Here is a 23033-nt window from a genome sequence, read left to right as displayed (position 1 = left end):
TATGAGTCTTTCAAATAAGGCAAGTGTAATTATAGTCACGTACAACCACAAAAAATACATGGGGGACTGTTTAACTTCCGTTCTAGCCAATGATCCGTTAGAGGTCATTGTTGTCGATAACGGCTCCACGGATAAAACTCCCGAGTTCATTGAAGAGAACTTTCCAGAGGTTAAGGTCATAAGGAGTCCAAGGAATTTAGGCTATGGAGGAGGGAACAATTTAGGAGTTAGACATGCAAAAGGAGAATACGTGGTGATCCTCAATCCAGACACGAAGGTTGGGGAGAACTGGCTCGAGGAACTCGTTAGGCCACTGTCTAAAAGTAGGCGTTTGATAACGACCCCAAAGATACTCCTTTATGATGGCTCAGCTATAAATACAGTTGGAAACATTGTTCACTTTACCGGACTCACGTTCACCAGGGGCTACTTGGAGCCTCCTGAGAAGTACAACAAGCCAGAATACCTCAGCGGCATTTCTGGGGCATGCTTTGCCATGAGGAGAGACGAATATCTTGAACTGGGAGGGTTTGACGAGAACTTTTTAGCGTACAACGAGGACGGGGAGTTCTCATGGAGGGCCCATGCCAAGGGTTTCAAAATCCTGTACGTGCCGACATCGGTGGTTTATCACGACTACACCCTTAAAGTACCGCCGAAGAAAATATACCATCTGGAGAAAGGGAGGTACATTATTTTGAGGAAGTACTTAACGGCACGCCAGAGGCTTGCAATCCTGCCCTCTCTGATTATGAGTGAGATACTGACCTGGGGGTACGCGGTACTGAACGGGCCATCGGGCATAAAATTCAAGCTTAAGGGCCTTTTTGAGGGTTTAAAAGCTGAAGTGGATAAGATTGAAGCAGGTGAAGGGATACTCCAAGGACTGGATAGCCAAATCCCCGATGACCAGCTATCCTACACTCCAATTGATAGGATTATTAAAAGAATCGCCAACAGGATTTACGAATGGAACTACAGGGTGATAGCAGGATGAAGATAGCTCTTGTGTGCTCTCATGGAGGGCATCTGACGGAGATGCTCTACTTAATGGAGGCATTTAGGGGGCATGAGGTGTTTTTTGTAACTTATGACAATTTCAGAACGAGAGATTTACCTTATCCAAAATATCTACTCGAGAATATAGGAACAAATCCAATCAAGATGATAAAGGCCTTCTTCCAGATTGGAAGGATACTGGCCAAGGAGAAACCTAGTGTTGTAATAAGCACCGGCTCGGAAATAGCGATTCCTGTGTTCATTATCGCCAAGGTATTGGGGATTAAAACGATCTTTATTGAAAGCTGGTGCAGGATAAAGACAAAATCTGGGACAGGAAAGATTGTTTATTATCTCTCAGATTTGTTTCTAGTTCAATGGCCCCAGCTACTGGAGCTCTACGGGAAGAGGGCAAAGCACGTGGGTGCGGTTGTATGATATTCGTAACCGTTGGTACCCATTACCAGGGGTTCGAGAGGTTAATAAAGAAGATGGATGAGATAGCAGGTAGAATAAGTGATGAAGTCATAATGCAGATTGGATTTACACAGTACGAACCCAAAAATGCCAAGTGGTTTAGATTTTTAGAAAGGGAAGAAGATATTCTAGAATTATACAAAAAATCCGATGTTATTGTAGCTCACGCAGGGGCTGGAACATTATTAACGGCTTTATCTTTTGGTAAGCCAATAGTTGTTGTCCCAAGATTGAAAAAGTTCGGAGAGCATGTCGATGACCAGCAATTAGAGTTGGCTGAAGCTTTGGAGAGTATGGGTAAGGCAATAGCTGTTTATGATATTGAAAAGTTAGAGGATGCACTAAAAAGGGCCATGTCGATGAAATTCAGGCCACTTAAGAGAAACAGGAAGCTTGTCAATTTCCTGAAAGAATACGTGCGAGGGCTCGAAACATGAAGATAGCAATGCTAATCTCAACGCCGTTTCCACCGGAGGAAGGGATTGGGTATTATACGTATAACCTTTCCAAGAAGCTAATTGAAAGAGGGCACGAGGTTACGGTAATAACCAGAGGAAGCCCCAGAAACATCGAGCACTTCTATTTCGATGGAATCGAAGTGTATAAGCCTCAGTTCTTTCCGGTTTATCCGCTCCACGTTCATATTCACAAGCTGTTTATAGAGAGGTTCTTCAGAAAATTGGGGAAAGATTTTGATGTTATCCACATACATTCGCCGCTTTCTCCCTTCATCAAACACCCTTTAAACGACATCCCAATCGTCTCTACTGTCCATACCTCACTAATTGAGGACATAAAACACTACCAAGTCCACGACTTGAACGCTATGGGACAAAAATTAACAACGTATGCAGTGGGATATCCTCTGACAATGGAGCTCCTAGAGAGTTCCGATGTAGTGACAACGGTATCCTCCGCGGTGGCCAGGGAGATCCAAGAATATTACGGCAGAACCCCGCTAATCTTAGGGAATGGGGTTGATGAAGGCAAGTTTTACCCGGCAGACAGCAGAGAGGGTGGTTACCTACTCTACGTGGGCAGGCTTGACTACAGAAAAGGTGTGATTGACCTCATAAAAGCGGCCCAGATTTTAAAGGAGAACACCACGACCACTAAAATTCTCATTGTAGGCAAAGGACCATTGTACAATGAAATCAAGGCAATGATTACCAGGGATAACCTAGACAACGTAGAACTCCTCGGTCACGTTCCCTGGGAACAACTCCTGTGGCTATACCGCAACGCGGAGGTCTTCATCTTCCCATCTCATTACGAGGGTCTACCGACGGTGGTCCTTGAGGCTATGGCCTCCGGCCTTCCAGTTGTTGCCAGTGATATTCCCGCCCATAGGGATGTCATAATAAATGGACACAACGGCCTTCTTTCGAAGAGGGGCTCTCCAGAGAGTATAGCTGAGAATGTCCTAACACTCCTTGAAAATGAGAAGCTCCAAAGAAAGCTCGGGAGAAACGCAAGAAAAACCATCGAGAGAAAGTTCACCTGGGGCAAGATAGGCAGGAAATTTGAGAGAATTTACGAGTCAGCCACTAGCTAAGGTGATAGAACTATGAAAGTGGCAATAATCTGCTTCGATTTCAAGGAGTCAAACCTCAGAAAGCAACCCTGGAGATATGTGTATGAAATTGCAAAGGGGCTTAAATCCAATGGACATGAAGTTTTCATAGTCACTAATTCGAACAATGAGACAGATATCGCCGGAATACGAGTTTTTGGTGTCGGCAAATTGTTCATTCCTCTAAAAGGAGAATCAAAAGAAGTCCTAGAGGTTTTAGACAGGGAAAATCCCGACAGGATAATCATGCTCTTAGGGCTGACAAGCTTCCTCAGAACTCACTTTGAGATCAAACAGCCAGTCATAGGCGTTCTCACAAGCCCAGTATACTCATTGGGGGAGCTGATAAGAAACGTCGGGATTAGAGACTCGATAGCTTATCGCAGATACACAGTCATTCACATCATAAACTCGCTTGTACCTAGCTTTCTCGTGAGAAAATGGTCGCAGAAATTTGAATATATAATCGTTCTGAGTCAACGTAACCGGGAGAGACTAATCAAAAAAGGAGTTCCAGCGGATAAGGTTATTGTAATACCTCCAGGAATAGATGAAGAGTTCCTAGAGCTTCCTGAACGAGAAACAATTGAGCGCATTAGGTCTGAAATCAGTCCAGATGGAGCTCCTGTCGTGATGTACTACACTTCCCCGTTAACCTTAAGGGGAACGGATACGCTAGTTAGGGCTTTGCCCCATATTCTAAAAGAAAAAGAAGTTAAACTGTTGATTCTTTCCAGACCCGATTACAGGAGTGTCCTAAAAGAGGAACAGAAGCTCAGAAAGCTGGCAGAAAAGCTGAACGTGAGAAAAAATCTCGTGATAATTTCAAAACATCTGCCACTCGAGGACGTCAAAGCGTACGTAAGTTCGGCTGATGTGGTGGTGCTTCCGTTTAAACTTGTGCTTTCTGATGTCCCGCTGAGTATATTAGAAGCAATGGCTCTAGGAAAAGTTGTCATCGGTACTGATGTTGATGGAATTCCAGAGATACTGAAAGACAAAGGACTCATAGTCAGGCCGAATAACCCCAAAGAGTTGGCCAACGCTGTGTTATTAGTATTGGAAGATAAGAAGCTAAAATATGAACTAGAAACGGCAGCCAAGGAATACGTTAATCAGTGGAGAAGATGGAATGACGTTGTGGAGGAGTTTTTAAAGCTGATAGGGTGAGGGTCCATGGATCCGCCTAGGCTTATCTGCATTATTGGACCGGATGGCACAGGAAAAACAACCCAGGCTAAGATGTTAATTGAAAAACTTCGCGAGATGGGGTATGAGTACGAGTACAGGTGGATGCGGTTCCACCATTTTATCTCCCTGCCAGTGCTTGCGCTTGCGAGACTCATGGGACTAACAGAGATTCAGACTTTGCCAGACGGTAGAAAAATTGGATATCATCATTTTTATAGATCTAAGTTGATTTCTACTGTATATCCAATCACATTATATTTAGACATGCTTTTGGCGATGATATTCAAGATTTATATTCCGCTAAAGGTTCAAAGAAAGAGGCTTGTTTGTGATAGGTTTATTTATGATACTCTAGTGGATCTGACGATAGACTTAGATAACATAGAGTTTGATAACTCCAAAACAGCTAAGAAATTTTTGAAGCTGATTCCAAGAGACTGTTTAACAATACTGCTAATAGCACCATACGAAAAAATTAAAGAACGGAGGGAAGACCTAAAATTTGATAAATACCTAAGAAAGAGAATTGAGACATATATGGAGCTTAAAAAAAGGTTTCCACAACTGGTAACTATAGATGCATCTTCGGAAGTCGAGAAGGTTCATAACCAAATAGTGGAGATAGTGGTGGGAGAAAATGAATCCGCTTTATAAAAGAATCTTAGACTTTCCCTACATACCTGTGCTTATCAAAAAACTAATAATAATAGGGATAAACTGGACCTTTCAGGGAATCTTATATATGGACAAAACTGAGAAAATGTTCAAAATTCTATTTGATCTTATCCTCATGGCAGTATTCTGGCCAATAATCTCGATAAAATTTTATCCGGCTATTTCCTTGGTTTTTGCTTTTATATTAGCACATACCTTTAACTGGCTATTCAATAGCAATTTATTTGGGCTTTTTAAGACCTTTGGGAATATTCGCACACCAAAGGAAAAGTTTGAAGAATACATAAAGAAGCTTCAACAAAAGCTTGAGAACGAACCAAGCATTGTGTGGGCTGGAGTTTATGGTAGCCTCGTAAGAGGAGAATTCAAAGAGACATCTGATTTAGACGTTAGGCTTATAAGAAAGCCCGGATTTATTAATGGCGTGAGAGCTTGTATATTCGTGATGAAAGAAAGGACTTGGGCAACGTTTAATAGATTTCCACTAGATATTTATGTGTTTGATAACTTCAAGAGCTTGTTCAAATTAAAAGAAGAGCCTATTATATTACGTGATTTCAAAGGAGCTTAGGGGGATAAACATATGGATACTATACAAGTGGTACAAGTATACCATCATGACCCATGTGATAAAGGAAAGGGTGGTGTTGTTAGATATATTAATAATATTTTAAAGTATATGCCAAGGAAAGGCATTAAAGTGACATTATTCGGAGTTGATACCGGTAAATGCCAAGAAAATGAATTAGATACTCTAAAGATATCATTTGTGCCGATAATTAAATCGTCCGCCACATGGTGGAGGTATTTGATCAAATTAACTTTTAGATTGCCTTTCATGAGAATACCAAAAGAAAGCGTAATCCATGTGCATCGCATAGAATATGTTTTACCATTTATAATCTCAAAACGAAAGAATCCTGTGGTACTCACACTACACGGAGAGAGATTAGCAACAGCAAAAGTGAAATATCAAAAAGCATTCCCTTTAATTGAAGCAATTTATAGAATACTAGAATATTTCATTTTCAAAAGAGCCAATGTCATTGTAGCAGTATCTAACAAAGTGAAAGAGTCCTTTGAAAATGTTCATAAAAACATATCGGATAAAATCATTGTACTCCCAGTAGGAGTGGATATGGATGAATTCAAACCACTAGATAAGGATTACCTAAGACAAAAATACGACATAGGCGAGGAAACCAAAGTTCTACTTTTTGCGGGAGTGCTAGAAGAAAGGAAAAACATTGGCTTGTTAATAAGAGCATTTAGATACGTCCAAGAGAGATATCCAGACTCTATATTACTTATCGTGGGAGACGGCCCATTGAGGTCCTCCTTAGAAAAGTTAGTTGAAGAGTTAAAAATTAAGTCGAAAGTGTGGTTTTTAGGTGAAGTTTCCCGCGAGCAGTTACCAGAGAGTTATAATCTTGCGGACGTATTCGCTCTCCCATCTTTATCTGAGGGAAGTCCTACTGTAGTAAGAGAAGCACTAGCGTGTGGTATTCCAGTAGTTTCTACTGATGTAGGGGATGTTAAGGAAATAATTACGGACCCTCTCCTAGGCACAGTCGTTAACACATATACTGACGAAAGAGTTTTTGCAGAAGCATTAATAGAGACTATTGAAAACATTGACAAAAATAACGAAGAAATAAAGAAGAGATGCCGAGATATAGCAAGAAAGTATAGTTTTGAAAATGTTGTTGAAAAATATGTTGAAATTTACCACAAACTTAGAAGTGGAGAGCAAAGGTGAGCAAGAATGGGGAGGCATAAAAAACAATTGCTATCGTATTTACTATTGATCTTTAGTTTGCTGTTACCAATTCTCTTATATAGTGGATTAGTTAATCCGTTTGCACCTTTGCACGTTGTACCTATATATGAGGCGATTTATTACGGGCACGGGGGAGAATCATTTAATACTAGGACACCTGGGTTTTATTCTTTAGGATCCATAATATCCTTAATCGCGGGAATTTCTGCCAGAACTCTTATGTTTTTACCTTTACAACTTCTCCCATTTATCCTAACTATCTACCTCTTATTTTGGAAGATTTCTGGTAGTAGGGCTATTGCTAATTTAGTATCTCTTATCTATGCTACTACTGCAAATGTAGAATATTTCTTTTTCTGGATGCATGGTATTGGAAGTATATTTTTCTTTATTATAACATACTTCATAATTAAAATGCTAAGAGGCACTACAAAAGACTCTAAAATAACTATCATTATACTAATAGTAGCAACATCTCTAATATACACCTCTTACGATGTGACATTTGGTATGCTACTGTTCCTTATTAGCATCATATTCTTCATATTATTTATTAACAAAAATATAGTATTATCCAAAGGATTTTTTATTGTGCTTATTTACATGCTTACAGTCTTGTTGGGTATGCATGGGTATGTTTATGATATATTTGTAAAGCAAACGGTCTATTATAGGGTTGGTATTACTGGTTTTGAAAAGTTTATTGCAAGTTATATATCACAGGAGAAGTCTGGGTTTCCATGGAAAGATATGCTTATTGCTTATCCGAAAATTATTAGCATATTGGGGCTTATAAAATATGGAATTCTATTAACATTTATTTTTCTCGGAATAGTATATATGGTTAAACAGCTTAAAATTTCGCGAAACTTAAACTCATATACCATGGTTTTCCTGGCGATACTAATAGCCAATATTGGGTATCTTATAGCTCGTCTTCCATTTGGATATCTTTCCATTGGCTCACTATTTCTTCCAGGGATAGTTGGTCTTTGTTTTATCTATAGACATTTTAAAGATTATAAAAGACGAGTTAGTTTACTACTCATAGGAGTTATTATAGTGTGTGCCAATTCAGTAAATTATTTAGTATTAAGTAGTGAGGACTTAATAAACAGAGATTTGGGATATTATAAATATGTTGAAATAAGTGCTGGATGGTATTCGGAATACAAAGATGACAGTAAAATTGGTTTAACAGATGTACTTACCAAAAGCTTTTTCTGGGAACATATTTGCCATAATATCATTAAGAAAGGAGAAAAACTGCCGTCTATATATTCCTATTTTTGGTCTGATCCCGCATATGTATTATCTGTGGTTAAAAAAGGTAAAAACGATTCATTGAAAAGCGCGTACTATATACTAAACATACGTTTAAATACTCTCGAATTTGATGCATGGGTAACTACTAAATCTTGGCAGTATTACTTAGAAGTTATTGACAGCGATTTTAGACTAAATAGAATATATGACTCAAGGAATATAATCATAATAGAAGTGTAAGTAGTCAGTAGTAGTTATAATTACTATTTAACGTCGCAACAAATTTAAAATTTTTTAACAACTATCAAACAATCCAGCCAGTATAGCAGATACATATTCTTGGATTATTTTCCCTTTTTTCAAACGCTTAAACACTCTGATCATGGCAATAATTTCGAAAAGTATTACAAATAGAAGACCAATTATCTTAAATGACCTTGGGGCATATTTTTTCCAGAACATTATTTTATTTTTTAGTAGAGTACCATATTGTAGTATGATATACTTTTTTTTCTTGATCTAAAATGTTTATGCCAAATTTTGGATAATTTGATGTACTTAATTTTATACCCTTTATTTAGGGTTCTTATAGAGATATCATAATCCTCCCACCCCCCAATGCCATATATCGAAGAAAGTAGCCCCACTTCTCTAAAAATACTTGTTCTTATAAACATAGCTGCACCCGAAGCAAATTCACTATCATATATCTGAATGTGTATTTTATCTGGATTTAACGCTATTGGAGTTCCTAATTGCCAAAATATCTTAGCTCCTCCCACTTGAATATTTTTAGGCTTGTCATAATAGTAAATCATAGGGCAAACTATTCCAACGTTCTCATAACTTTCTGCGACCTTAACAAGTTCATCTAAAAATCTCTTATCAACTACAGTATCATTGTTTAAAAGTAACACGTATTCTGGATCCAAAACACTTAAAGCAAACTTTATTCCAACATTGTTCCCACCAGCAAATCCATAGTTGTCCTTGTTTTTTGATTAAAATCATTCTTCTATCAACATCAAACTTCTCGTAAAGCGGCCTATTAAACTTTCCTTGCCTAGCTTCATCCTCACTAACCTCAAAAACCTTAATCGGTTTATTATTTGGATTATACTTAAAGAATTTTAAATTTACTTCAATCTTTCCTTCTGCATATTCTTTAATTTTCTCTATTGAATCATCTTGAGAAGCGTTATCCACGACAATAACATCATAATTCGGGTACGTTATCCTATAAAGTGACTCCAAGCACTCAATCGTATCTCTCCAGCCGTTCCAATTTAAAATGATTATTGAAATCCTTGGAGATCTCATATCCCTCACCGTTTTTTTAGGTAAAATATAGCCTGATCGCCACTTTGGGCTTTATTTAACTCTTTTGCTACTTTCTCCCATTTTTTGATTTGTTTGTAGCTGAAGTACTTTTTTAGATTCCTTCTTCCAATCTCTAAAGGAATGCCACGTTTATATAATTCGCTCCCCCAGAATTGAAATGCAGTAGAATCAAAGATGATTTTATTGATTTTTAATCCTGCTTTTTCAGACAAAATCTCGAAACTTCTTACAGTATGGACAATAACATGTCTTGGAGCATCAATTTGTACCCAGTTTACTCCATATTTTTTCCATATCTCATCAGATTTGACTGGCATTCGTATTAATATTGTGCCATTATCTGCCAATAATTGTTTAGCTTTTTTTAGAGTCTCCAACTGATCAGGAAGATGCTCAAAAGAATGATGAAACATTATTAAATTAAATTTTTGGGTTCCTGGGAGTTCATGAATTGTCCTTTTTAGTATAGTAACACCATTATCAACTATATCACGTTCTATAAATGGATCAACACCCAAAAGATTCCTGAACCCAATATCCCGTAAAATAAACAATAAATCTCCATTTCCGCATCCAACATCTAGAATTTTTGATGTTTTACTTATTCCCTCGACCATCCCAATACTAGCTAATCTACTACTATAAAAAACAAAGAAAGAAACCTTCCAATCATATCCTTTTTCCATATCAGATAATTAGCAAGTCTATTTCTTAAAAATTGCTTTAGAGGATTAACATTATGTCCTTGGTTAAAAGAATAATAATTCTTGGGATAGTATTTTCCAAGATCTTTTGGGATTTCTGCTATTTGCAATGCTCCACACTTAGAACATTCAAAATATATAAACTCGTCACCAAAACCAAACATCATTTCTTTAACCTTGTATACTTTATTGTTTTGAGAGTTGCCACAGATTCTACAAACATACTGATCCTCCAACATTTTCACAATCCCCCTTTGGCTATCATCAAATCCTCTGTATCAATAACTTTTAACAATCTTAATAATCCAATGTACAGTAAACTTGACATACTAAGCAATATAGCTAAGTTTATATGAGCAAATACAGTTAGAAATCCTGATAAGATTATCCCGGACACTACTATTTTTATTACATTAATAAAAGAGCTTCTCCGAAGTCTATATCCAAGTTTCATACCCCTCAAATAGAGAACTACGAAAACAAAAATGTCAGTAATGAGAGTAGCTATTGCAGCCCCGTTTAGACTGTATATTGGTATCAAAATTAAATTAAGAAAAATATTTAAAACGGCGCCTTCTACAAATGTCCTAGTTACAATTGCCTGTCTATTTGACGCTTCTAGCACTCTCTCAAAAGCAGTTCTAAAAAAGATGAATATCAGGGTTAACCCAAATATTCGCAAAACATTAGTCGCACCAAGGTAGTCCTTACCAAAAACTATCACAATAAATTCTCCAGGTAAACATATTATCCATGTTCCAATAAGAATACCAACGATCACCATATATTTAAAATGCTTTTCAAGAATTTTCGTTAAATTCTCTTTAGAGCCAATATATAACCTAGACATTAGTGGAAAAATGGCTGTATTGAATATGGTGGGAACAAATAAAAAAATTAACGCTAATCTATATGCAGCATTATACAGACCCACCGCTCTGTCCCCCTCCATATAGGAAAGCATAACAGAATCAATCCATAAATAAAGTGATATTGAGATAGCAGTAAGTGCAAATGGCCACGCCTCTCTTACAACGCTTTTCCAAAAGCTGAAATCAACCTCAATTTTTGGCTTCAAAAACTTCCATGTTGTTACAACAACGTGATATCCCAGAATAATCAAGTTCACACTTAAATAAATCATTGCAAAATATACCACATTCAAGCCGAGCTTTATCGCAGTTATTGCAAAAACCAAAGAAAGCACACTCTGCAGAATCTGCCCGATGGACATAAACTCCATTCTCTCAAACGCTTGATAGATGTCATTGAACAGATTATTTAGTCCTGCAATGATAGTAGACAGGGTTATTATGTATACAACCTTTCTCGTGATTTCTGGATAGCCTAGGAGATTCACCACTACAAAGACAATCAAAAAGGTCAGAGTTCCAAAAAGCAGTTTTAAAACAATCCCATTAGCTAAATACTTCCCAGCTAAGCTTTTATCCCTTGCAACCTCCCTAACGGTCAAAGGATCAAGGCCAAAATTAGTGATAACTCCAAATATACCATTCAAGGCTAAGGCAAAAGACAAAATACCGTAGTTTGCGGGTCCCAAGTATCTCGCAGTATACACCACATAGAAAAATCCAAATAGCATACTAACGATTCTGGCAAGAAATAGCACAGCCATGTTCTTTGCTATTCTTTGGACGGTGTTCATTTGAGTTCCTCCAATATCTCTTTAGGTGGACTACTGAATATATCCCTTCTCCCACAAATACTCCCTCAACGCCTCTTCCCAATCCATCATCCTCAACCCAATTCTTTCCAGCTTCTCATTCCTCAATGCTGAGAACCTCGGCCTCCTCGCCAGCCTGTTGAGCTCGCTCGATTTTATAGGCTTCACTTCAACGTCCCAGCCCAGGATCTCAAATATCGCTCTGGTGAACTCATACCACGAGCAGTATCCCTCGTTGACCATGTGATAAACGCCCCACTCGGGCCCAATCTCCAGAAACTCCCTCAGAGTCCTAGCGACGTCCATCGTGTATGTCGGACTCATGAACTGGTCGTCAACTATCCTCAGCTCCTCCCCGCGCTTTGCCTTCTCAATGACCCAGTTGACGAAATTTCCGCCCTTTCCGCTCGCCCCCGCCTTCCCATAAAGGCTTGCAACCCTGATGATGTAGTACTTCCTAGAATAATTCCTCGTGAAAATCTCGCCGGCGTACTTGCTCGCCCCGTAGACGTTTATCGGGTTCGGAACGTCGTCCTCAGTGTATGGTTCTCCCTTCTCGCCGTCAAAGACGTAGTCCGTGCTGATGTAGACGTTGATGGCATCAATCTCGCTGGCAACCCTGGCAACGTTCAGCGCGCCGATGGTATTCACCGCAAAAGCCTTCTCCGGATAAATCTCGGCGTCATCAACCCTCACATATGCAGCTGTGTTGATGATGACGTCAGGCTTCAGCTCTTTCAGCACCCTCAGGGTCTCGGGAACGGTAACGTCAAGGTCTCTGTGGGTCAGTGGGATGACCTCAAAAGACGGGTCTTCCCCAAAGACCTTCACCAGGTCGGTTCCGAGCTGGCCGCTGGCCCCGATTATTGCTACCCTCACGGGACATCACCAAGCCTAGTTATCTCCTCTGGATCACTGAGAAGAGATATCCCTTCATTCTCACAGGCATTGGCAAAATCGCTGTCAAACGAAATTAGATATTTGACGTCGTAAAACTTACAGGTTGCGAGAATGAGTGCATCATTCGGCAGCAGGCCGTATTTTATCATGTACTCAACGGCAAGGGTTTCAACAGTCCTGTTTATTTCCAGATCAAGGAAAAGTTCAAAAAGCCTTGAGAAGTCCAGGAGCTCCTCCCTCAGGTTCCTGATAATATCGGGGTTGTGTTTGAGTGTATACGGGCGTTCGCCAGTTAATGCCCTTAGGTACACCATAAGCGCCTCACTGAACACTATGCTGTTAGAATACAGGACGTCAAACCTCTCCCTTAAGTCGAGGAGGTCAATATTGCCTCCCAGGTGCTCAATTATTACGTTGGTGTCCACGAAGGCCGTCAGATGGCCCATTCCTCTTCGACCTCTCTGAGGAGTTTTTTAAGATCCATGTCCTTGAACTTTCCGTGAAGTTTCTGGACACTGTACTCTATAATAACCTCCCTCTCAACGATTCGTTTCAGCCGCTTGAGGTCAATCGTCTTCAGTATCTCGTCAGGGATGTTAAGCTCAATGGCGATTTTTCCCATATCCAACCACCGTCGGTGTATTTTTTATCATAGCGTTATAAAATGTTTTGCGATAGTAGTGTCTCAGAACACCCATCCCTTTTCGATGGCTTCCTTCAGCGTTGGCCACTTTCTGTCCTTCTCTGATACTATGGGGCCATCAATCGGCCAGTCTATGCCTATATCCGGGTCGTTCCAGATGATTCCGCCCTCATAATCCGGTGCATAGACGTTATCCACCTTATATACGACCTCGGCAACGTCGCTCAGCACTAGGAATCCGTGGGCAAAGCCCCTCGGGATGTAGAGCTGATATTTGTTGTGCTCCGAGAGTATGACACCGACCCATCTGCCGAAGGTCGGCGAGTTTTTCCTTAAATCAACTGCCACATCGTAAATAACTCCCCTAACGGCCCTCACGATCTTGGCCTGGGCGTAGGGCTGGCGCTGGAAGTGCAGGCCTCTGAGCACTCCATATCTCGATTTTGAGTGGTTGTCCTGGACGAACTCCCCTTTGATTCCGGCCTTTTCAAAATCTGATTTCTTGTAAGTTTCCATGAAAAAGCCCCTCTCGTCCTCGAAGACTTTGGGCTTGATCAGGATAACATCAGGGATTTCCAGCCTTTTAAATTCGAACGGCATAACATCACCTCATCGCCTGAAGTGGCGTAACCCTACCGATATCGGTTGCATCAAAATCTGAATCGTAGCTGACTATGCGGAGGCCGTATTTACGGGCCAAGGTGTACTGGTACGCATCGTCAAAATCGAGGTGGAATTTACGGGAGGCTTCAACCAGGGATTCAAAATCAAAGGGAGTGAGTCTCAGCAGGGAGAGCCCACCGCGCAGGAGAACGTCCTCAACGAACTCCCGGAAGACCCCGTGTTTCTTCTGCTTGAAGAGTATTATCCCTATTGAGTAAACCGAGAAATCCGAGACGGCAAGCTCGCTGGGTGGAGTTTCTCTAAGGAACCTCTCCGCGTTATCAGCGTTTTCCTGATCAAGAAGGATTTCAAGGAACACGTTGGTATCAACTAGATACATCAGCCCCACCATTCAAGGGTCTTGTGCTGAAGCTCCACGGAAGTGTACTTCTTCCTGAGCTCCTTCAGCCCCCCGCGCCATCCAAACTTCATGGGGGAGCGTCTCCTGCGCGCGTTCCTCTCCAGGAGAAACTCGATGTAGTCCAGCACCTCCTCCTTGAGGTCATCTGGGAGCTGCTGAAAGAGCTTGTAAGCGTCCTCCATCACGTTCACCATCCTAAACATTCTCGCGGAACTTAATTACCTTTTGCTTACTGCCAAGTGATTAATAACCCATCTTATTCAACCAGTTCGAGTCTGAGCTCGGGGGCAACCTTCTTTATCCGCGAGAAATGTCTGTCCTTTGTCACGAGGGTCATCCCCCTGGATATTGCAACGGCGGCGATTATCACGTCCACGGCGGGAACAGGGGTGCCTGCCTTTACAAGTTTCTCTGAGAGCTTAACAGCCAGAGCGTATTCTTTGGGCGATGGTATGAGGACTCCCAGATCCAGAGAGACTCCCTTTGGGTATTCCACAAGATTCAGCGCCGTTGTATAGCCGTCCCCGGGGTTCTCGCCGCTTTTAACTAGGTCGATCAGGACGTTCGTGTCGTAGAGTTTCTTTTTGTCCTCTCCCATTCCAGATCCCTCATTTTCCTGTAGTATTCCTCGTAAGCCTCGTCCGGAATGGACTCCATCTCCCTGAGGGTCTCATCCCCCAGAAGTTCTCTGAACTCCAACATGGACATCTCGGTTCGGGAGTTCTCAAGCTCACTGAGGTACTCGGCTATGGCTTTTCTCGCCACTTCGCTCCATTTGATTTCTGGGTGCTTCTTCATCTTGCGGTAGAGCTCCGGAGGTATTGAAAGGGTCATAGTTGGCATATCATCACCATACATAATTATGTGTATGCACATATTTAAATGTTCTCACCACCCCAGCTTCCAGGGCGTTGGATGAAGGACCTTCTCGTTGACCAGCGGCCTCCACCAGGCCTCGTTTTCGAGGTACCATTTGACAGTCTTTCTAATACCCTCCTCAAAGCTGTGCTTTGACCTCCACTTGAGGTCACGCGTTATCTTCCACGAGTCGAGGGAGTACCTCAAATCGTGGCCGGGCCTGTCCTCGACGAACTCTATAAGCGACTCGTCCCTGCCCATGAGCTCAAGGATTGTCTTAACGACCTCCAGGTTAGTCTTTTCCTCGCCGGCGGAGATGTTGTAGATTTCCCTGGGCTCCCCTTTGAGCAGAACGGCCTCAATTGCCCTGACGTGGTCTTCGACGTAGAGCCAGTCCCTCACGTTCTGGCCGGTTCCGTATATCGGAATCTTAAGCCCCATGCTGGCCCTGATTATCGTCTTGGGGATGAGCTTTTCCGGGAACTGGTAGGGGCCGTAGTTGTTGGTGCACCTCGTTATGGAAGCGTTCAGACTGTAAGTCCGCGTCCAGCCAAGCACGAGAACATCACTGGCAGCTTTAGTAGCGGAGTATGGGGATGAGGGCATAAGCGCGTCTTTTTCGGTGAACGAGCCTTCCAGGATATCGCCGTAGACTTCATCGGTGCTCACGTGAACTAGTCTAACTTCGGGGTTCTCTTTCCTGATTGCTTCAAGAATCGTGTAAACACCGATGACGTTGCTCTTTAGAAAGTGCTCAGGGCTTGAGATGCTCCTGTCCACGTGGCTCTCAGCAGCGAAGTTAACTACCGCATCAACTTTCTTGATTAGCTCCTTAACGAGCTCAAAGTCCGCTATGTCTCCCTTGACGAAGGTGTAGCGCGGATTGTCCTCGATGTCTTTCAAATTTGCCGGATTCGACCCGTAGCCGAGCTTGTCGAGATTTATCACTTCCCAGTCAGGGTGCTTTTCCAGGATATAGCGGATGAAGTTGCTCCCTATGAAGCCCATTCCACCGGTCACTAAGAGTCTCATCATTCCACCTCACAGCATTAACTGGGAATTGTCACCGACGACCAGCTTCCTCCCAATGGGATGGTTGTTCCCCTCTAAAATCTTCACGTTCTTCCCTATGAGGCTCTCCACAATCCTGCCGCCGCATCTAATCTCGCTTCCCTCAAGAATAACGGAGTCCTCAATCTCCGTGTTCTCGATGATGCAGTTGTCGCCGATGCTCGTGTAGGGGCCGATGTAGGCGTTCCTGATAATGCAGTTCCTGCCGATTATCGCGGGGCCCTTTATGACGGTGTTCCCGTCGATCCGGGTTCCTTCCCCGATGACCACCCTTCCATGGATTCTGGCCTTCGTCTCGACCCGTATATCCGTCTGGATGTCGTCCAGGATGAGCCTGTTGGCGTCGAGTATGTCCTCGGGCTTTCCGGTGTCCTTCCACCAGTTCTGGACCTTCGTCCACCCAACGCGGTAGCCGTGGTCGATTAACCACTGGATCGCGTCGGTTATCTCAAGCTCGTTCCTCCAGGAGGGCCTTATGTTCTCGACTGCCTCGTGGATGACGGGCTTGAAGAAGTAGATTCCCACAAGCGCCAGGTTGCTTGGCGGCACCTTGGGTTTCTCAACCAGCCGTTTGATGGTCTTTCCGTCCTCACTCAGCTCGGCCACACCGAACCGCTGGGGATTGGAAACCTCACAGAGCAAAATGCTGGCGTCGAAGTTTCCCTCTTTGAAGTGGTTCAGGTGCTCCACTATGCCTTCCCTGAGGATGTTGTCACCGAGGTACATCACAAAATCATCGTCACCGAGATAATCCCTCGCGACCTTTATCGCGTGTGCTAAACCTTTCGGCTCGCCCTGGTAGATGAACTCTATGTCAGCGTCCCAATCAACGCTCCTAACGGTCTCCATCACCTGCTCCTTGTTTGGGCCGATGATAATCCCAATCTCGTGAATGCCGGCCTCGATGACGTCCTCAATGGCGTAGAACAGGACGGGCTTGTTCGCGACTGGGATGAGCTGCTTCTGCTGGGAATAGGTGAGGGGCCTCAGCCTGGTTCCGTGACCTCCGGAGAGAATAAGGGCCTTCATGATCATCCACCGCCGTCAATACTATCCCAGAAAATAAAAACTTATCGTGGCCGTCGTAACGGCCAACATCCTCAGAGGGTGGATGAATAGGATTCCAAATGTAACGTTATGCTCAGGCCGGTTCACCCAATCGCCGCCTTCATCCCCTCGAGCATCTTAACAACCCTATCAATCAGATCTCCGAGGCCCATCTCCTCCGGCGTCGTCTTGATGGTGAGGTTCATCTTAATCGGAACGGTCAGCGTCTCGTCTATCGGCACAACAACCGTCTGGTTTATCGGCACCTCAAGGGTCATGTTGAGCGGCACTGTGGTGTCTACAACGTCCCTGACCCTAACCCTAACCGTCGTGACTATCGGGACATCGACGTAGGTATCAAGCGGAATTATCACCGTCTCCTGCTTGCCGTTCACTTCGACGGTGGTGGTTATGTTCTGGGCGATGTGCACTTTCACAGTCTTGTTTACGGGAACGTCAACGTAGGTATCGAGAGGAACCTTCACGGCAATCTCCTCATTTACCGGAACCCTCGTCACCATGGAAACAGGAACACTGAGGTTCATCCGGAGAGGGACCTGTATCTCCTGGTCGAACGGATACTGGATTGTTATCCTCTCGCTCTTCATGCCATCCACAAGGGTTATGACGCCCTCTATCTCCTCCAGCGCTATGCTCCTGGCTTTGAGTGCACCGTAGACCATGCCGATGTTGAAGACAAGCAGAACAACCACGAGAACCGTCAGCACCTTAATTAATTTCTCACCCATTACCCACACCCCATCATTAACTTTTGGTTCTCGAAGAATTTAAGGGTTGGGTTTGAAAAAGCAGGAAATTCTATTTCTCCGTCTTTTCAATGTACGATTCGATTTCCATTTTAGCTAACTACTAAACACTCCATCTCAAACCGAATTCCCAACCTGATTGAAATTATCTCGGAAAGTTGCCAAAAAATTTTGATTTAAATAAAAGCAAAGGTTTATATAGTTAAAACACCCAATACTATATGAGGAGTGCCCTGTTGGTGAGACCGAAGCGAAAGTTTCACCCTTGATGGATGCTAAGCCTAACGTGTTCCACAAGTCCGGAGGGCTGGAGTCACAAGCCTGGCGTTCCTTGAGGATGGGATTTTCGCCGAGGTCCCGATTTCAAGGTGCTCCTCACTATCTTCTCGCGCCTGATTCAATTTCTATTCTTACATGAATACCCTCCGCTTCCAACTCAGATCCCAGCATGGTTGAAATTATTTCAAGGAGTTGTCAAAAAATTTTGCTTTAAATAAAAGCAAAGATTTATATAGTTAAAACACCCAATACTATATGAGGAGTGCCTGCAGGGGAGACTGAAGCGAAAGCTTCACCCCAGGCAGACCTAACCCGAACAGTGATTCCATGATCCGAGAGGGTCATGGGCCACTATTAAGCAGGGAGAGGTCTGTCAAGAGTGAAACTTCACTCCAGACTCGTCTGTATGGCGCTCCTCACTTCTTCTCATATCACTGATTCAAAACTTAGTAGGGCTAAGGAAAAAGTCAGGTTTGGAAGATTCTCTTGATTACTGGGTCTGGAATACTGTATTCCCTTCCCACATGTTCAAGGAAACCGTAGTTAACGAGCTTTTTAAGGAGTAGGTTAATATTTTTGTCATCAATCTCCTTACCTTCCCTGAGCTCAAGGGCGTTCTTTATCTCAGTCCAAGAGGCAGAGTCTTTCCGGGAAGTGATACTTGCTACAATCTCCATAATCCGCCTGTACCTCGGAGAAGCCCTGTCAAGTTCTTCGAACTCCGAACGAATGTACCCTTCAGCCTCAGTGAGAACGTCATGAATAGCGTCCCAGTGGGTCTTTCCATCAATTCTGCTTGCCCCGTAGTGCGTCAGCCAGCCAGGTACCCCATCAAGAGCCTTGATGGCCGAGAGTATATCTTTTGGATTCACAGGCAATCCATACTCTTCAAAACCTCTCTCAAGGAACTCGAAACTCTAGGAGGGAGTGAACCTCGTTAGCGGTATTTTCACGTGGTATCTGCCGTAAAGGGGGGCTTTGTAGTCGTCAAAGCGCAGGAAGTTTTCAAGAACCCCCACCTGTGAGCCCGTCACAATCGTGATTATATTGGGGAGCTTGTCGTAAACCCAGGCAAGGATTTTTGTAAAGTCTTCGTTTGCATACCTGAAGTACTGCGCTTCGTCGTACGCTATGATGAGCACGTCGTTGGAGTTGTTGAGCTCCCGTAGAATGTCTGGCAAGGTATACTCGGTGTCCTTCTTGAGCTTTAGTTTAACTCCTTTGATAGTGATGCTGTCAATGGAGTCTGTTATTTTTGAGAGCGGCCTTTTTTTGGAATGCTTTTTAATGCTAAAGGATTTCTCTCACAATTTGCCCTTGAGGGTTCTTCGAGTTAACGGTTGAGATGGTCCTTGCGTCGATGATTATGTGTGGTATTTCGTATTTCTCATAGAGGTCATTCAGTGCAGCTGTGAGGAAGGTAGTTTTTCCAATCCTCCTTGGACCAGTTATGACAAAGAAGTTCCTTCCGTTTTCGATTTTCTCAACTAGCTCCCAGTATTCTGGTGTCAAAAAGCATTGAGACCCCACCTGTTTCAGGCAGGGTGTGAATTCTCTAAGTTTAACCGCATGGGCAGGAAGTCCCTTCCAAGACAGGGAAATGATAGTTCAATAGGAAAAAGAAAAATAGTCCACTATCCCAGCTCTCACAAAGTGGAATGAACGCGGGGCTCCATATTGAACCTCCCCGAAATCTTTGGCAATAATAATAAGCAGGGAAATTCATGTCCACGCAAGCCTCACTCGCCCCTCTGTATCTTTGCGTGACCCCCGACGAGGCTCTTTCTCAGTTCAAGGTTCCTTATCTCGCACTTCTCATCGATGATGGAGCGCCATATCGTCGAGTTCCTGATTATGGTCTTTCTGAATACTATCGAGTCGCTGATGTCGGAGTTCTCTATGACGCACTCCTCGCCTATGTAGGCGTACGGCCCTATTATCGACCTGCCGAGTATTTTGGCGCCCTTCTTTATGACCACCGGCGGGATTATCTTGGCGTAGGGGCTTATTTGAATCTCCTCGACGTGGCTCTCTCTGAGGAGAGTCTTGAGGGCCTCCAGGTAGCTGTCCGCACTTCCTATGTCGTACCAGTACTCGGAGAAGCGGTAGGCCCTGATGTCCTCACCCTTCTCCAAGAGCCACTGGATGAAGTAGCCCGGTGAATCCTTGTTTCCGTCGGAGAGGTACTCATCGATTTTCTCCATTACCCTTCTCGGGAAGATGTAAACGCCCGTGCTGACGAGAGTCGACTTCGGCTCGGCCGGCTTCTCCTGGAAGGAGATGACCCTGTCGCCTTCAAGAACGACCACACCGTAGCGCTTGGCCAGCTCTAGGTCGCCGACGTCGTAGACCGCTATGAGGGTCCTCCCGTCGTAGGCCTTCAGGAAGTCCACCAGGCTGAAGGAGAACAGGTTGTCGCCGGCTATGATGAGGTAGTCATCTGAACCGAGCTCCTCCACGGCCTTTTTCATAGCCCCTATCGTTCCGAGCTTCTCCTCCTCGTGGAGGGTGTCTTCCACGATGAGGTTTATGCCATTCCTCTCAGCGTAGGGACGGAAGTGCATCTCAAAGAACCTGTTGGTCGATATGTAGGCTTCGAGACCAAGCTCGTCGACCTTTTCCAGAATGTAGTCCAGTATCACCTTGTTCCCGACAGGGAGTAAAGCTTTAGGATTATCTTTGGTTATGGGCCAGAGCCTCGTCGCGTAGCCGCCGGCCATTATCAGAACCTTCATGGCGCTCACCGTTCCAACGTACTTCAACCACAGGGTTTACCCCTAACATATTTAAATAATTTCGCTTCATCATGGGTGGTGGTATGAATGAAGGTTCTGGTCACGGGCGGTGCAGGCTTCATAGGCTCCCATCTTGTGGACAGGCTCATGGAGCTCGGATACGAGGTCAGGGTTCTGGACGATTTAAGCGCCGGCAGTCTGGACAACCTTAAACGCTGGCTCAAGCATGAGAGGTTCGAGTTCATAGAGGGAGACATGAGAAATCGGGAAATCGTGGAGAAGGCCGTTGAAGACGTAGAGGTGGTCTTCCATCTCGCCGCCAATCCGGAGGTTAGGATCGGCTCTCAGAGCCCGGAGCTGCTCTACGAGACCAACGTCGTTATAACCTACAACCTCCTTGAAGCAATGAGGAAATCCGGGGTCAAATACCTCGTTTTCACCTCGTCATCGACGGTCTACGGCGACGCCGAGGTCATCCCCACTCCAGAGGACTACGCCCCGCTCGAGCCGATAAGCGTCTACGGCGGGGCGAAGCTCGCGGCTGAAGCCCTGATAAGCGGCTACGCCCACACCTTCGACTTCAAAGCTCTCGTCTTCAGGCTGGCCAACATAATAGGCGAGCGCTCCAACCACGGCGTCATCTACGACTTCATCAACAAGCTCAGGAAGAACCCCAATGAACTGGAAATTCTGGGCGACGGAACCCAGAGGAAGAGCTACCTCCACGTGAGCGACACCGTTGATGGGATGCTCCACATCTTCGAGCACTTCAGGAAGGAAGGCAAAACCTACGACGCTTACAACCTCGGAAACGACGACTGGATAACCGTCAGGGAAATCGCCGAGATAGTCAGCGAGGAGATGGGGCTGAATCCAGCCTTCAGGTTCACAGGTGGAGTCGACGGTGGCCGCGGCTGGAAGGGCGACGTCAAGTTCATGCGCCTGAGCATAGAGAAAGCGAAGAAAACCGGCTGGGAGCCGAAGCTCAACAGCTACGAAGCCGTAAGGAGGACGGTTAGGGAGCTTCTCTCAACCATCTGACTTATTTTATCACTTCATACACTTTTCTTGCCACTATGAAGGCGAAGGCGAGAAGGAGCAGATAGGCGGAGAGTTTCAGAGAGCTTTTGACGTCCCTCGGCAGATAAAACTCACCTATCTCAAGGGTTATCAATATCCCAATAAGGGCTATGGTCAGGAATATCTCCACTGACGGACTCACGAGTGCGGCCGTGATTATCCACAACGCAAGGAACAGGACGACGTTCTCCCTCATAGCCATCTCTCGATCCCACCGAGCCGCTCAAGGATCACCTTGACGTAGTCCTTTACGCTCTCAACGGATTCTATCCTCAGGAGTTCTTCCATTCCGGCGGCGATTCCGAGGAGAACGGCCGAGGCAACGGGGTCAGCGTAGACAGGGCCGTCGCAGAGGGGCTTTACGAAGATCTCTATCGTCCCGTCTTCCCTCTCAAAGGCCTCCGCCGAACCGAGGCCCAGGGCGCTTAAGCCGGAGGAAACGGCCGAGGAAGCGTATCCGAGGCCCGTCCCGGAGAGCCCACCGACGTTCTCCTCAATGTAGCTCACAAGCGCCCATCCAGCAGGAGGACTTATCAGAACGCCGCTCTCCTCCTCGGTGCCCGTAACAAATACGGTTCCCTCGTCGAGCTTTCCAAGGCTAAAGGAGACAGCTTCGGACTTGGGGAGGAAGATGCCACCTTTAGGGAGGTTTTCGTAGGGCGGTATGATCACCGGCTTCCCCCTGAGCTCGAGGTCATTCCTTAGCTTTTCAACGAACTCACATGAAGGTTCGCACGCTAGGAAAAGGGCCTCCCTGTCAACGTGGTTCCTGGAAGGCATAGCAGCCATTACCAGACCAAGAATTATCGCCCCGATTCCCAGGTTGACCAGAGATGTTATTCCAGATACGCCCCCGTGGTACCACAGGACGATTCCAGCCGCTAAAAGGATACTTCCCAAAATCCTCCCCATTCTAACACCGGAACGAATAAACTTAAT

Annotated in this window: 32 protein-coding genes; 10 read left to right on the top strand and 22 right to left on the bottom strand. The window is 44.3% G+C overall.

Annotated features, from left to right (window positions below; genetic code table 11):
- Position 1: 1 nt before the first annotated feature.
- Genes TON_RS09485 through TON_RS09445 form a run of 9 tightly spaced genes read left to right on the top strand, consistent with a single transcriptional unit; the run spans position 2 to position 8201 of the window.
- Positions 2 to 997 carry a glycosyltransferase family 2 protein gene (locus tag TON_RS09485; RefSeq protein ID WP_012572824.1) on the top strand — a complete coding sequence of 332 codons (996 nt, stop codon included), beginning with the start codon at positions 2 to 4 and terminating at the stop codon, positions 995 to 997.
- Positions 994 to 1437 (top strand): PssD/Cps14F family polysaccharide biosynthesis glycosyltransferase, encoded by a 444-nt coding sequence (gene pssD / locus TON_RS09480; protein ID WP_012572823.1) that lies wholly within the window; start codon positions 994 to 996, stop codon positions 1435 to 1437. Before TON_RS09485 ends, pssD begins: the two co-directional genes overlap by 4 nt.
- On the top strand, positions 1434 to 1913 hold the full coding sequence (gene pssE, locus TON_RS09475) for a PssE/Cps14G family polysaccharide biosynthesis glycosyltransferase (protein ID WP_012572822.1): 480 nt from the start codon (positions 1434 to 1436) through the stop codon (positions 1911 to 1913). Before pssD ends, pssE begins: the two co-directional genes overlap by 4 nt.
- Positions 1910 to 3031, top strand: coding sequence for a glycosyltransferase family 4 protein (locus tag TON_RS09470; protein WP_012572821.1), 1122 nt, complete (start codon positions 1910 to 1912; stop codon positions 3029 to 3031). Before pssE ends, TON_RS09470 begins: the two co-directional genes overlap by 4 nt.
- A 12-nt stretch (positions 3032 to 3043) precedes the next feature.
- On the top strand, positions 3044 to 4219 hold the full coding sequence (locus TON_RS09465) for a glycosyltransferase family 4 protein (protein ID WP_012572820.1): 1176 nt from the start codon (positions 3044 to 3046) through the stop codon (positions 4217 to 4219).
- 6 nt (positions 4220 to 4225) lie between these two features.
- Positions 4226 to 4894, top strand: coding sequence for a nucleoside/nucleotide kinase family protein (locus tag TON_RS09460; protein ID WP_012572819.1), 669 nt, complete (start codon positions 4226 to 4228; stop codon positions 4892 to 4894).
- A complete protein-coding gene (locus TON_RS09455) occupies positions 4878 to 5486 on the top strand; it encodes a hypothetical protein (protein WP_048055124.1) in 609 nt (202 codons plus the stop codon). The genes TON_RS09460 and TON_RS09455 overlap by 17 nt, the downstream gene beginning before the upstream one ends.
- A gap of 12 nt (positions 5487 to 5498) precedes the next feature.
- Positions 5499 to 6674: a glycosyltransferase family 4 protein gene (locus TON_RS09450; RefSeq protein ID WP_012572818.1), complete on the top strand. Its 1176-nt coding sequence runs from the start codon at positions 5499 to 5501 to the stop codon at positions 6672 to 6674.
- Between the two features lie 6 nt (positions 6675 to 6680).
- Complete coding sequence (locus TON_RS09445) at positions 6681 to 8201, top strand: hypothetical protein (RefSeq protein WP_012572817.1); 1521 nt, start codon at positions 6681 to 6683, stop codon at positions 8199 to 8201.
- Between the two features lie 233 nt (positions 8202 to 8434).
- Here TON_RS09445 and TON_RS10695 read toward each other — a convergent pair whose 3' ends face one another.
- The 20 genes from TON_RS10695 to TON_RS09360 all read right to left on the bottom strand — a co-directional run bounded on the left by TON_RS10695 (position 8435) and on the right by TON_RS09360 (position 21014).
- Positions 8435 to 8914 (bottom strand): glycosyltransferase family 2 protein, encoded by a 480-nt coding sequence (locus tag TON_RS10695; protein ID WP_274378404.1) that lies wholly within the window; start codon positions 8912 to 8914, stop codon positions 8435 to 8437.
- The gene (locus TON_RS10690; RefSeq protein ID WP_012572816.1) at positions 8859 to 9281 is read right to left on the bottom strand and encodes a glycosyltransferase family 2 protein; all 423 of its coding nucleotides are present in this window, start codon (positions 9279 to 9281) and stop codon (positions 8859 to 8861) included. Before TON_RS10690 ends, TON_RS10695 begins: the two co-directional genes overlap by 56 nt.
- Before the next feature lie 5 nt (positions 9282 to 9286).
- Positions 9287 to 9919, bottom strand: a complete 633-nt coding sequence (locus tag TON_RS10185) for a class I SAM-dependent methyltransferase (RefSeq protein WP_187146227.1) — start codon at positions 9917 to 9919, stop codon at positions 9287 to 9289.
- Positions 9920 to 9930: 11 nt separating this feature from the next.
- Entirely contained in the window at positions 9931 to 10251 is a 321-nt protein-coding gene (locus tag TON_RS10410; protein WP_148202389.1) for a hypothetical protein, read from the bottom strand.
- On the bottom strand, positions 10248 to 11672 hold the full coding sequence (locus TON_RS09430) for a flippase (RefSeq protein WP_012572814.1): 1425 nt from the start codon (positions 11670 to 11672) through the stop codon (positions 10248 to 10250). Before TON_RS09430 ends, TON_RS10410 begins: the two co-directional genes overlap by 4 nt.
- Before the next feature lie 30 nt (positions 11673 to 11702).
- The gene (rfbD, locus tag TON_RS09425) at positions 11703 to 12569 is read right to left on the bottom strand and encodes a dTDP-4-dehydrorhamnose reductase (RefSeq protein ID WP_012572813.1); all 867 of its coding nucleotides are present in this window, start codon (positions 12567 to 12569) and stop codon (positions 11703 to 11705) included.
- A complete protein-coding gene (locus TON_RS09420) occupies positions 12566 to 13036 on the bottom strand; it encodes a type II toxin-antitoxin system VapC family toxin (RefSeq protein ID WP_012572812.1) in 471 nt (156 codons plus the stop codon). Before TON_RS09420 ends, rfbD begins: the two co-directional genes overlap by 4 nt.
- Positions 13024 to 13212: a hypothetical protein gene (locus TON_RS09415; protein ID WP_012572811.1), complete on the bottom strand. Its 189-nt coding sequence runs from the start codon at positions 13210 to 13212 to the stop codon at positions 13024 to 13026. The genes TON_RS09420 and TON_RS09415 overlap by 13 nt, the downstream gene beginning before the upstream one ends.
- Positions 13213 to 13275: 63 nt before the next feature.
- Positions 13276 to 13833 (bottom strand): dTDP-4-dehydrorhamnose 3,5-epimerase, encoded by a 558-nt coding sequence (rfbC, locus tag TON_RS09410; RefSeq protein WP_012572810.1) that lies wholly within the window; start codon positions 13831 to 13833, stop codon positions 13276 to 13278.
- A gap of 4 nt (positions 13834 to 13837) precedes the next feature.
- Positions 13838 to 14236: a PIN domain-containing protein gene (locus tag TON_RS09405; protein ID WP_012572809.1), complete on the bottom strand. Its 399-nt coding sequence runs from the start codon at positions 14234 to 14236 to the stop codon at positions 13838 to 13840.
- Positions 14236 to 14439, bottom strand: a complete 204-nt coding sequence (locus TON_RS09400) for a DUF2281 domain-containing protein (RefSeq protein WP_012572808.1) — start codon at positions 14437 to 14439, stop codon at positions 14236 to 14238. The genes TON_RS09405 and TON_RS09400 overlap by 1 nt, the downstream gene beginning before the upstream one ends.
- A gap of 74 nt (positions 14440 to 14513) precedes the next feature.
- Complete coding sequence (locus TON_RS09395) at positions 14514 to 14855, bottom strand: type II toxin-antitoxin system VapC family toxin (RefSeq protein WP_012572807.1); 342 nt, start codon at positions 14853 to 14855, stop codon at positions 14514 to 14516.
- Complete coding sequence (locus TON_RS09390) at positions 14813 to 15100, bottom strand: hypothetical protein (protein WP_012572806.1); 288 nt, start codon at positions 15098 to 15100, stop codon at positions 14813 to 14815. Before TON_RS09390 ends, TON_RS09395 begins: the two co-directional genes overlap by 43 nt.
- Positions 15101 to 15145: 45 nt before the next feature.
- Positions 15146 to 16147 carry a dTDP-glucose 4,6-dehydratase gene (rfbB, locus tag TON_RS09385; RefSeq protein WP_012572805.1) on the bottom strand — a complete coding sequence of 334 codons (1002 nt, stop codon included), beginning with the start codon at positions 16145 to 16147 and terminating at the stop codon, positions 15146 to 15148.
- Positions 16148 to 16156: 9 nt separating this feature from the next.
- Entirely contained in the window at positions 16157 to 17215 is a 1059-nt protein-coding gene (locus tag TON_RS09380) for a glucose-1-phosphate thymidylyltransferase (RefSeq protein ID WP_012572804.1), read from the bottom strand.
- A 122-nt stretch (positions 17216 to 17337) separates the two neighbouring features.
- Entirely contained in the window at positions 17338 to 17982 is a 645-nt protein-coding gene (locus tag TON_RS10175) for a hypothetical protein (RefSeq protein WP_012572803.1), read from the bottom strand.
- A gap of 764 nt (positions 17983 to 18746) precedes the next feature.
- Positions 18747 to 19151, bottom strand: a complete 405-nt coding sequence (locus tag TON_RS10170; RefSeq protein WP_012572802.1) for an ATP-binding protein — start codon at positions 19149 to 19151, stop codon at positions 18747 to 18749.
- A gap of 45 nt (positions 19152 to 19196) precedes the next feature.
- On the bottom strand, positions 19197 to 19460 hold the full coding sequence (locus TON_RS10165) for an ATP-binding protein (protein ID WP_012572801.1): 264 nt from the start codon (positions 19458 to 19460) through the stop codon (positions 19197 to 19199).
- Between the two features lie 109 nt (positions 19461 to 19569).
- Positions 19570 to 19791, bottom strand: a complete 222-nt coding sequence (locus tag TON_RS09365; RefSeq protein WP_012572800.1) for an AAA family ATPase — start codon at positions 19789 to 19791, stop codon at positions 19570 to 19572.
- Positions 19792 to 20018: 227 nt separating this feature from the next.
- Positions 20019 to 21014 carry a sugar phosphate nucleotidyltransferase gene (locus tag TON_RS09360; RefSeq protein ID WP_048055123.1) on the bottom strand — a complete coding sequence of 332 codons (996 nt, stop codon included), beginning with the start codon at positions 21012 to 21014 and terminating at the stop codon, positions 20019 to 20021.
- An 87-nt stretch (positions 21015 to 21101) separates the two neighbouring features.
- Between TON_RS09360 and TON_RS09355 the strand changes: the two genes are divergently transcribed.
- Positions 21102 to 22055, top strand: a complete 954-nt coding sequence (locus TON_RS09355; protein WP_012572798.1) for an NAD-dependent epimerase/dehydratase family protein — start codon at positions 21102 to 21104, stop codon at positions 22053 to 22055.
- A 1-nt stretch (position 22056) separates the two neighbouring features.
- Here the strand turns inward: TON_RS09355 and TON_RS09350 are convergent, their stop codons facing one another.
- Both TON_RS09350 and TON_RS09345 read right to left on the bottom strand, forming a co-directional pair.
- Positions 22057 to 22296: a hypothetical protein gene (locus tag TON_RS09350; RefSeq protein WP_012572797.1), complete on the bottom strand. Its 240-nt coding sequence runs from the start codon at positions 22294 to 22296 to the stop codon at positions 22057 to 22059.
- Positions 22287 to 23006 (bottom strand): hypothetical protein, encoded by a 720-nt coding sequence (locus TON_RS09345; RefSeq protein WP_012572796.1) that lies wholly within the window; start codon positions 23004 to 23006, stop codon positions 22287 to 22289. The genes TON_RS09350 and TON_RS09345 overlap by 10 nt, the downstream gene beginning before the upstream one ends.
- Between the last annotated feature and the right edge of the window lie 27 nt (positions 23007 to 23033).

This window comes from Thermococcus onnurineus NA1, assembly GCF_000018365.1.
In the GTDB taxonomy this organism is placed as follows: domain Archaea; phylum Methanobacteriota_B; class Thermococci; order Thermococcales; family Thermococcaceae; genus Thermococcus; species Thermococcus onnurineus.
This window is presented reverse-complemented; position numbering and strand designations above follow the sequence as displayed.

Coding starts and splice junctions, on each gene's coding strand:
- pssD (WP_012572823.1), top strand. CDS start 994: ATGAAGATAGCTCTTGTGTGCTCTCATGGAGGGCATCTGACGGAGATG.
- TON_RS09360 (WP_048055123.1), bottom strand. CDS start 21,014: ATGAAGGTTCTGATAATGGCCGGCGGCTACGCGACGAGGCTCTGGCCC.
- TON_RS09395 (WP_012572807.1), bottom strand. CDS start 14,855: ATGGGAGAGGACAAAAAGAAACTCTACGACACGAACGTCCTGATCGAC.
- TON_RS09430 (WP_012572814.1), bottom strand. CDS start 11,672: ATGAACACCGTCCAAAGAATAGCAAAGAACATGGCTGTGCTATTTCTT.
- TON_RS09470 (WP_012572821.1), top strand. CDS start 1,910: ATGAAGATAGCAATGCTAATCTCAACGCCGTTTCCACCGGAGGAAGGG.
- TON_RS10185 (WP_187146227.1), bottom strand. CDS start 9,919: ATGGTCGAGGGAATAAGTAAAACATCAAAAATTCTAGATGTTGGATGC.
- TON_RS09345 (WP_012572796.1), bottom strand. CDS start 23,006: ATGGGGAGGATTTTGGGAAGTATCCTTTTAGCGGCTGGAATCGTCCTG.
- TON_RS09355 (WP_012572798.1), top strand. CDS start 21,102: ATGAAGGTTCTGGTCACGGGCGGTGCAGGCTTCATAGGCTCCCATCTT.
- TON_RS10690 (WP_012572816.1), bottom strand. CDS start 9,281: ATGAGATCTCCAAGGATTTCAATAATCATTTTAAATTGGAACGGCTGG.
- TON_RS09450 (WP_012572818.1), top strand. CDS start 5,499: ATGGATACTATACAAGTGGTACAAGTATACCATCATGACCCATGTGAT.
- TON_RS09420 (WP_012572812.1), bottom strand. CDS start 13,036: ATGGGCCATCTGACGGCCTTCGTGGACACCAACGTAATAATTGAGCAC.
- TON_RS09445 (WP_012572817.1), top strand. CDS start 6,681: ATGGGGAGGCATAAAAAACAATTGCTATCGTATTTACTATTGATCTTT.
- TON_RS09460 (WP_012572819.1), top strand. CDS start 4,226: ATGGATCCGCCTAGGCTTATCTGCATTATTGGACCGGATGGCACAGGA.
- TON_RS09350 (WP_012572797.1), bottom strand. CDS start 22,296: ATGGCTATGAGGGAGAACGTCGTCCTGTTCCTTGCGTTGTGGATAATC.
- TON_RS09455 (WP_048055124.1), top strand. CDS start 4,878: ATGAATCCGCTTTATAAAAGAATCTTAGACTTTCCCTACATACCTGTG.
- TON_RS09390 (WP_012572806.1), bottom strand. CDS start 15,100: ATGCCAACTATGACCCTTTCAATACCTCCGGAGCTCTACCGCAAGATG.
- TON_RS09405 (WP_012572809.1), bottom strand. CDS start 14,236: ATGTATCTAGTTGATACCAACGTGTTCCTTGAAATCCTTCTTGATCAG.
- TON_RS09465 (WP_012572820.1), top strand. CDS start 3,044: ATGAAAGTGGCAATAATCTGCTTCGATTTCAAGGAGTCAAACCTCAGA.
- TON_RS09485 (WP_012572824.1), top strand. CDS start 2: ATGAGTCTTTCAAATAAGGCAAGTGTAATTATAGTCACGTACAACCAC.
- TON_RS09380 (WP_012572804.1), bottom strand. CDS start 17,215: ATGAAGGCCCTTATTCTCTCCGGAGGTCACGGAACCAGGCTGAGGCCC.
- rfbC (WP_012572810.1), bottom strand. CDS start 13,833: ATGCCGTTCGAATTTAAAAGGCTGGAAATCCCTGATGTTATCCTGATC.
- TON_RS10175 (WP_012572803.1), bottom strand. CDS start 17,982: ATGGGTGAGAAATTAATTAAGGTGCTGACGGTTCTCGTGGTTGTTCTG.
- TON_RS09415 (WP_012572811.1), bottom strand. CDS start 13,212: ATGGGAAAAATCGCCATTGAGCTTAACATCCCTGACGAGATACTGAAG.
- pssE (WP_012572822.1), top strand. CDS start 1,434: ATGATATTCGTAACCGTTGGTACCCATTACCAGGGGTTCGAGAGGTTA.
- TON_RS09400 (WP_012572808.1), bottom strand. CDS start 14,439: ATGGAGGACGCTTACAAGCTCTTTCAGCAGCTCCCAGATGACCTCAAG.
- rfbB (WP_012572805.1), bottom strand. CDS start 16,147: ATGAGACTCTTAGTGACCGGTGGAATGGGCTTCATAGGGAGCAACTTC.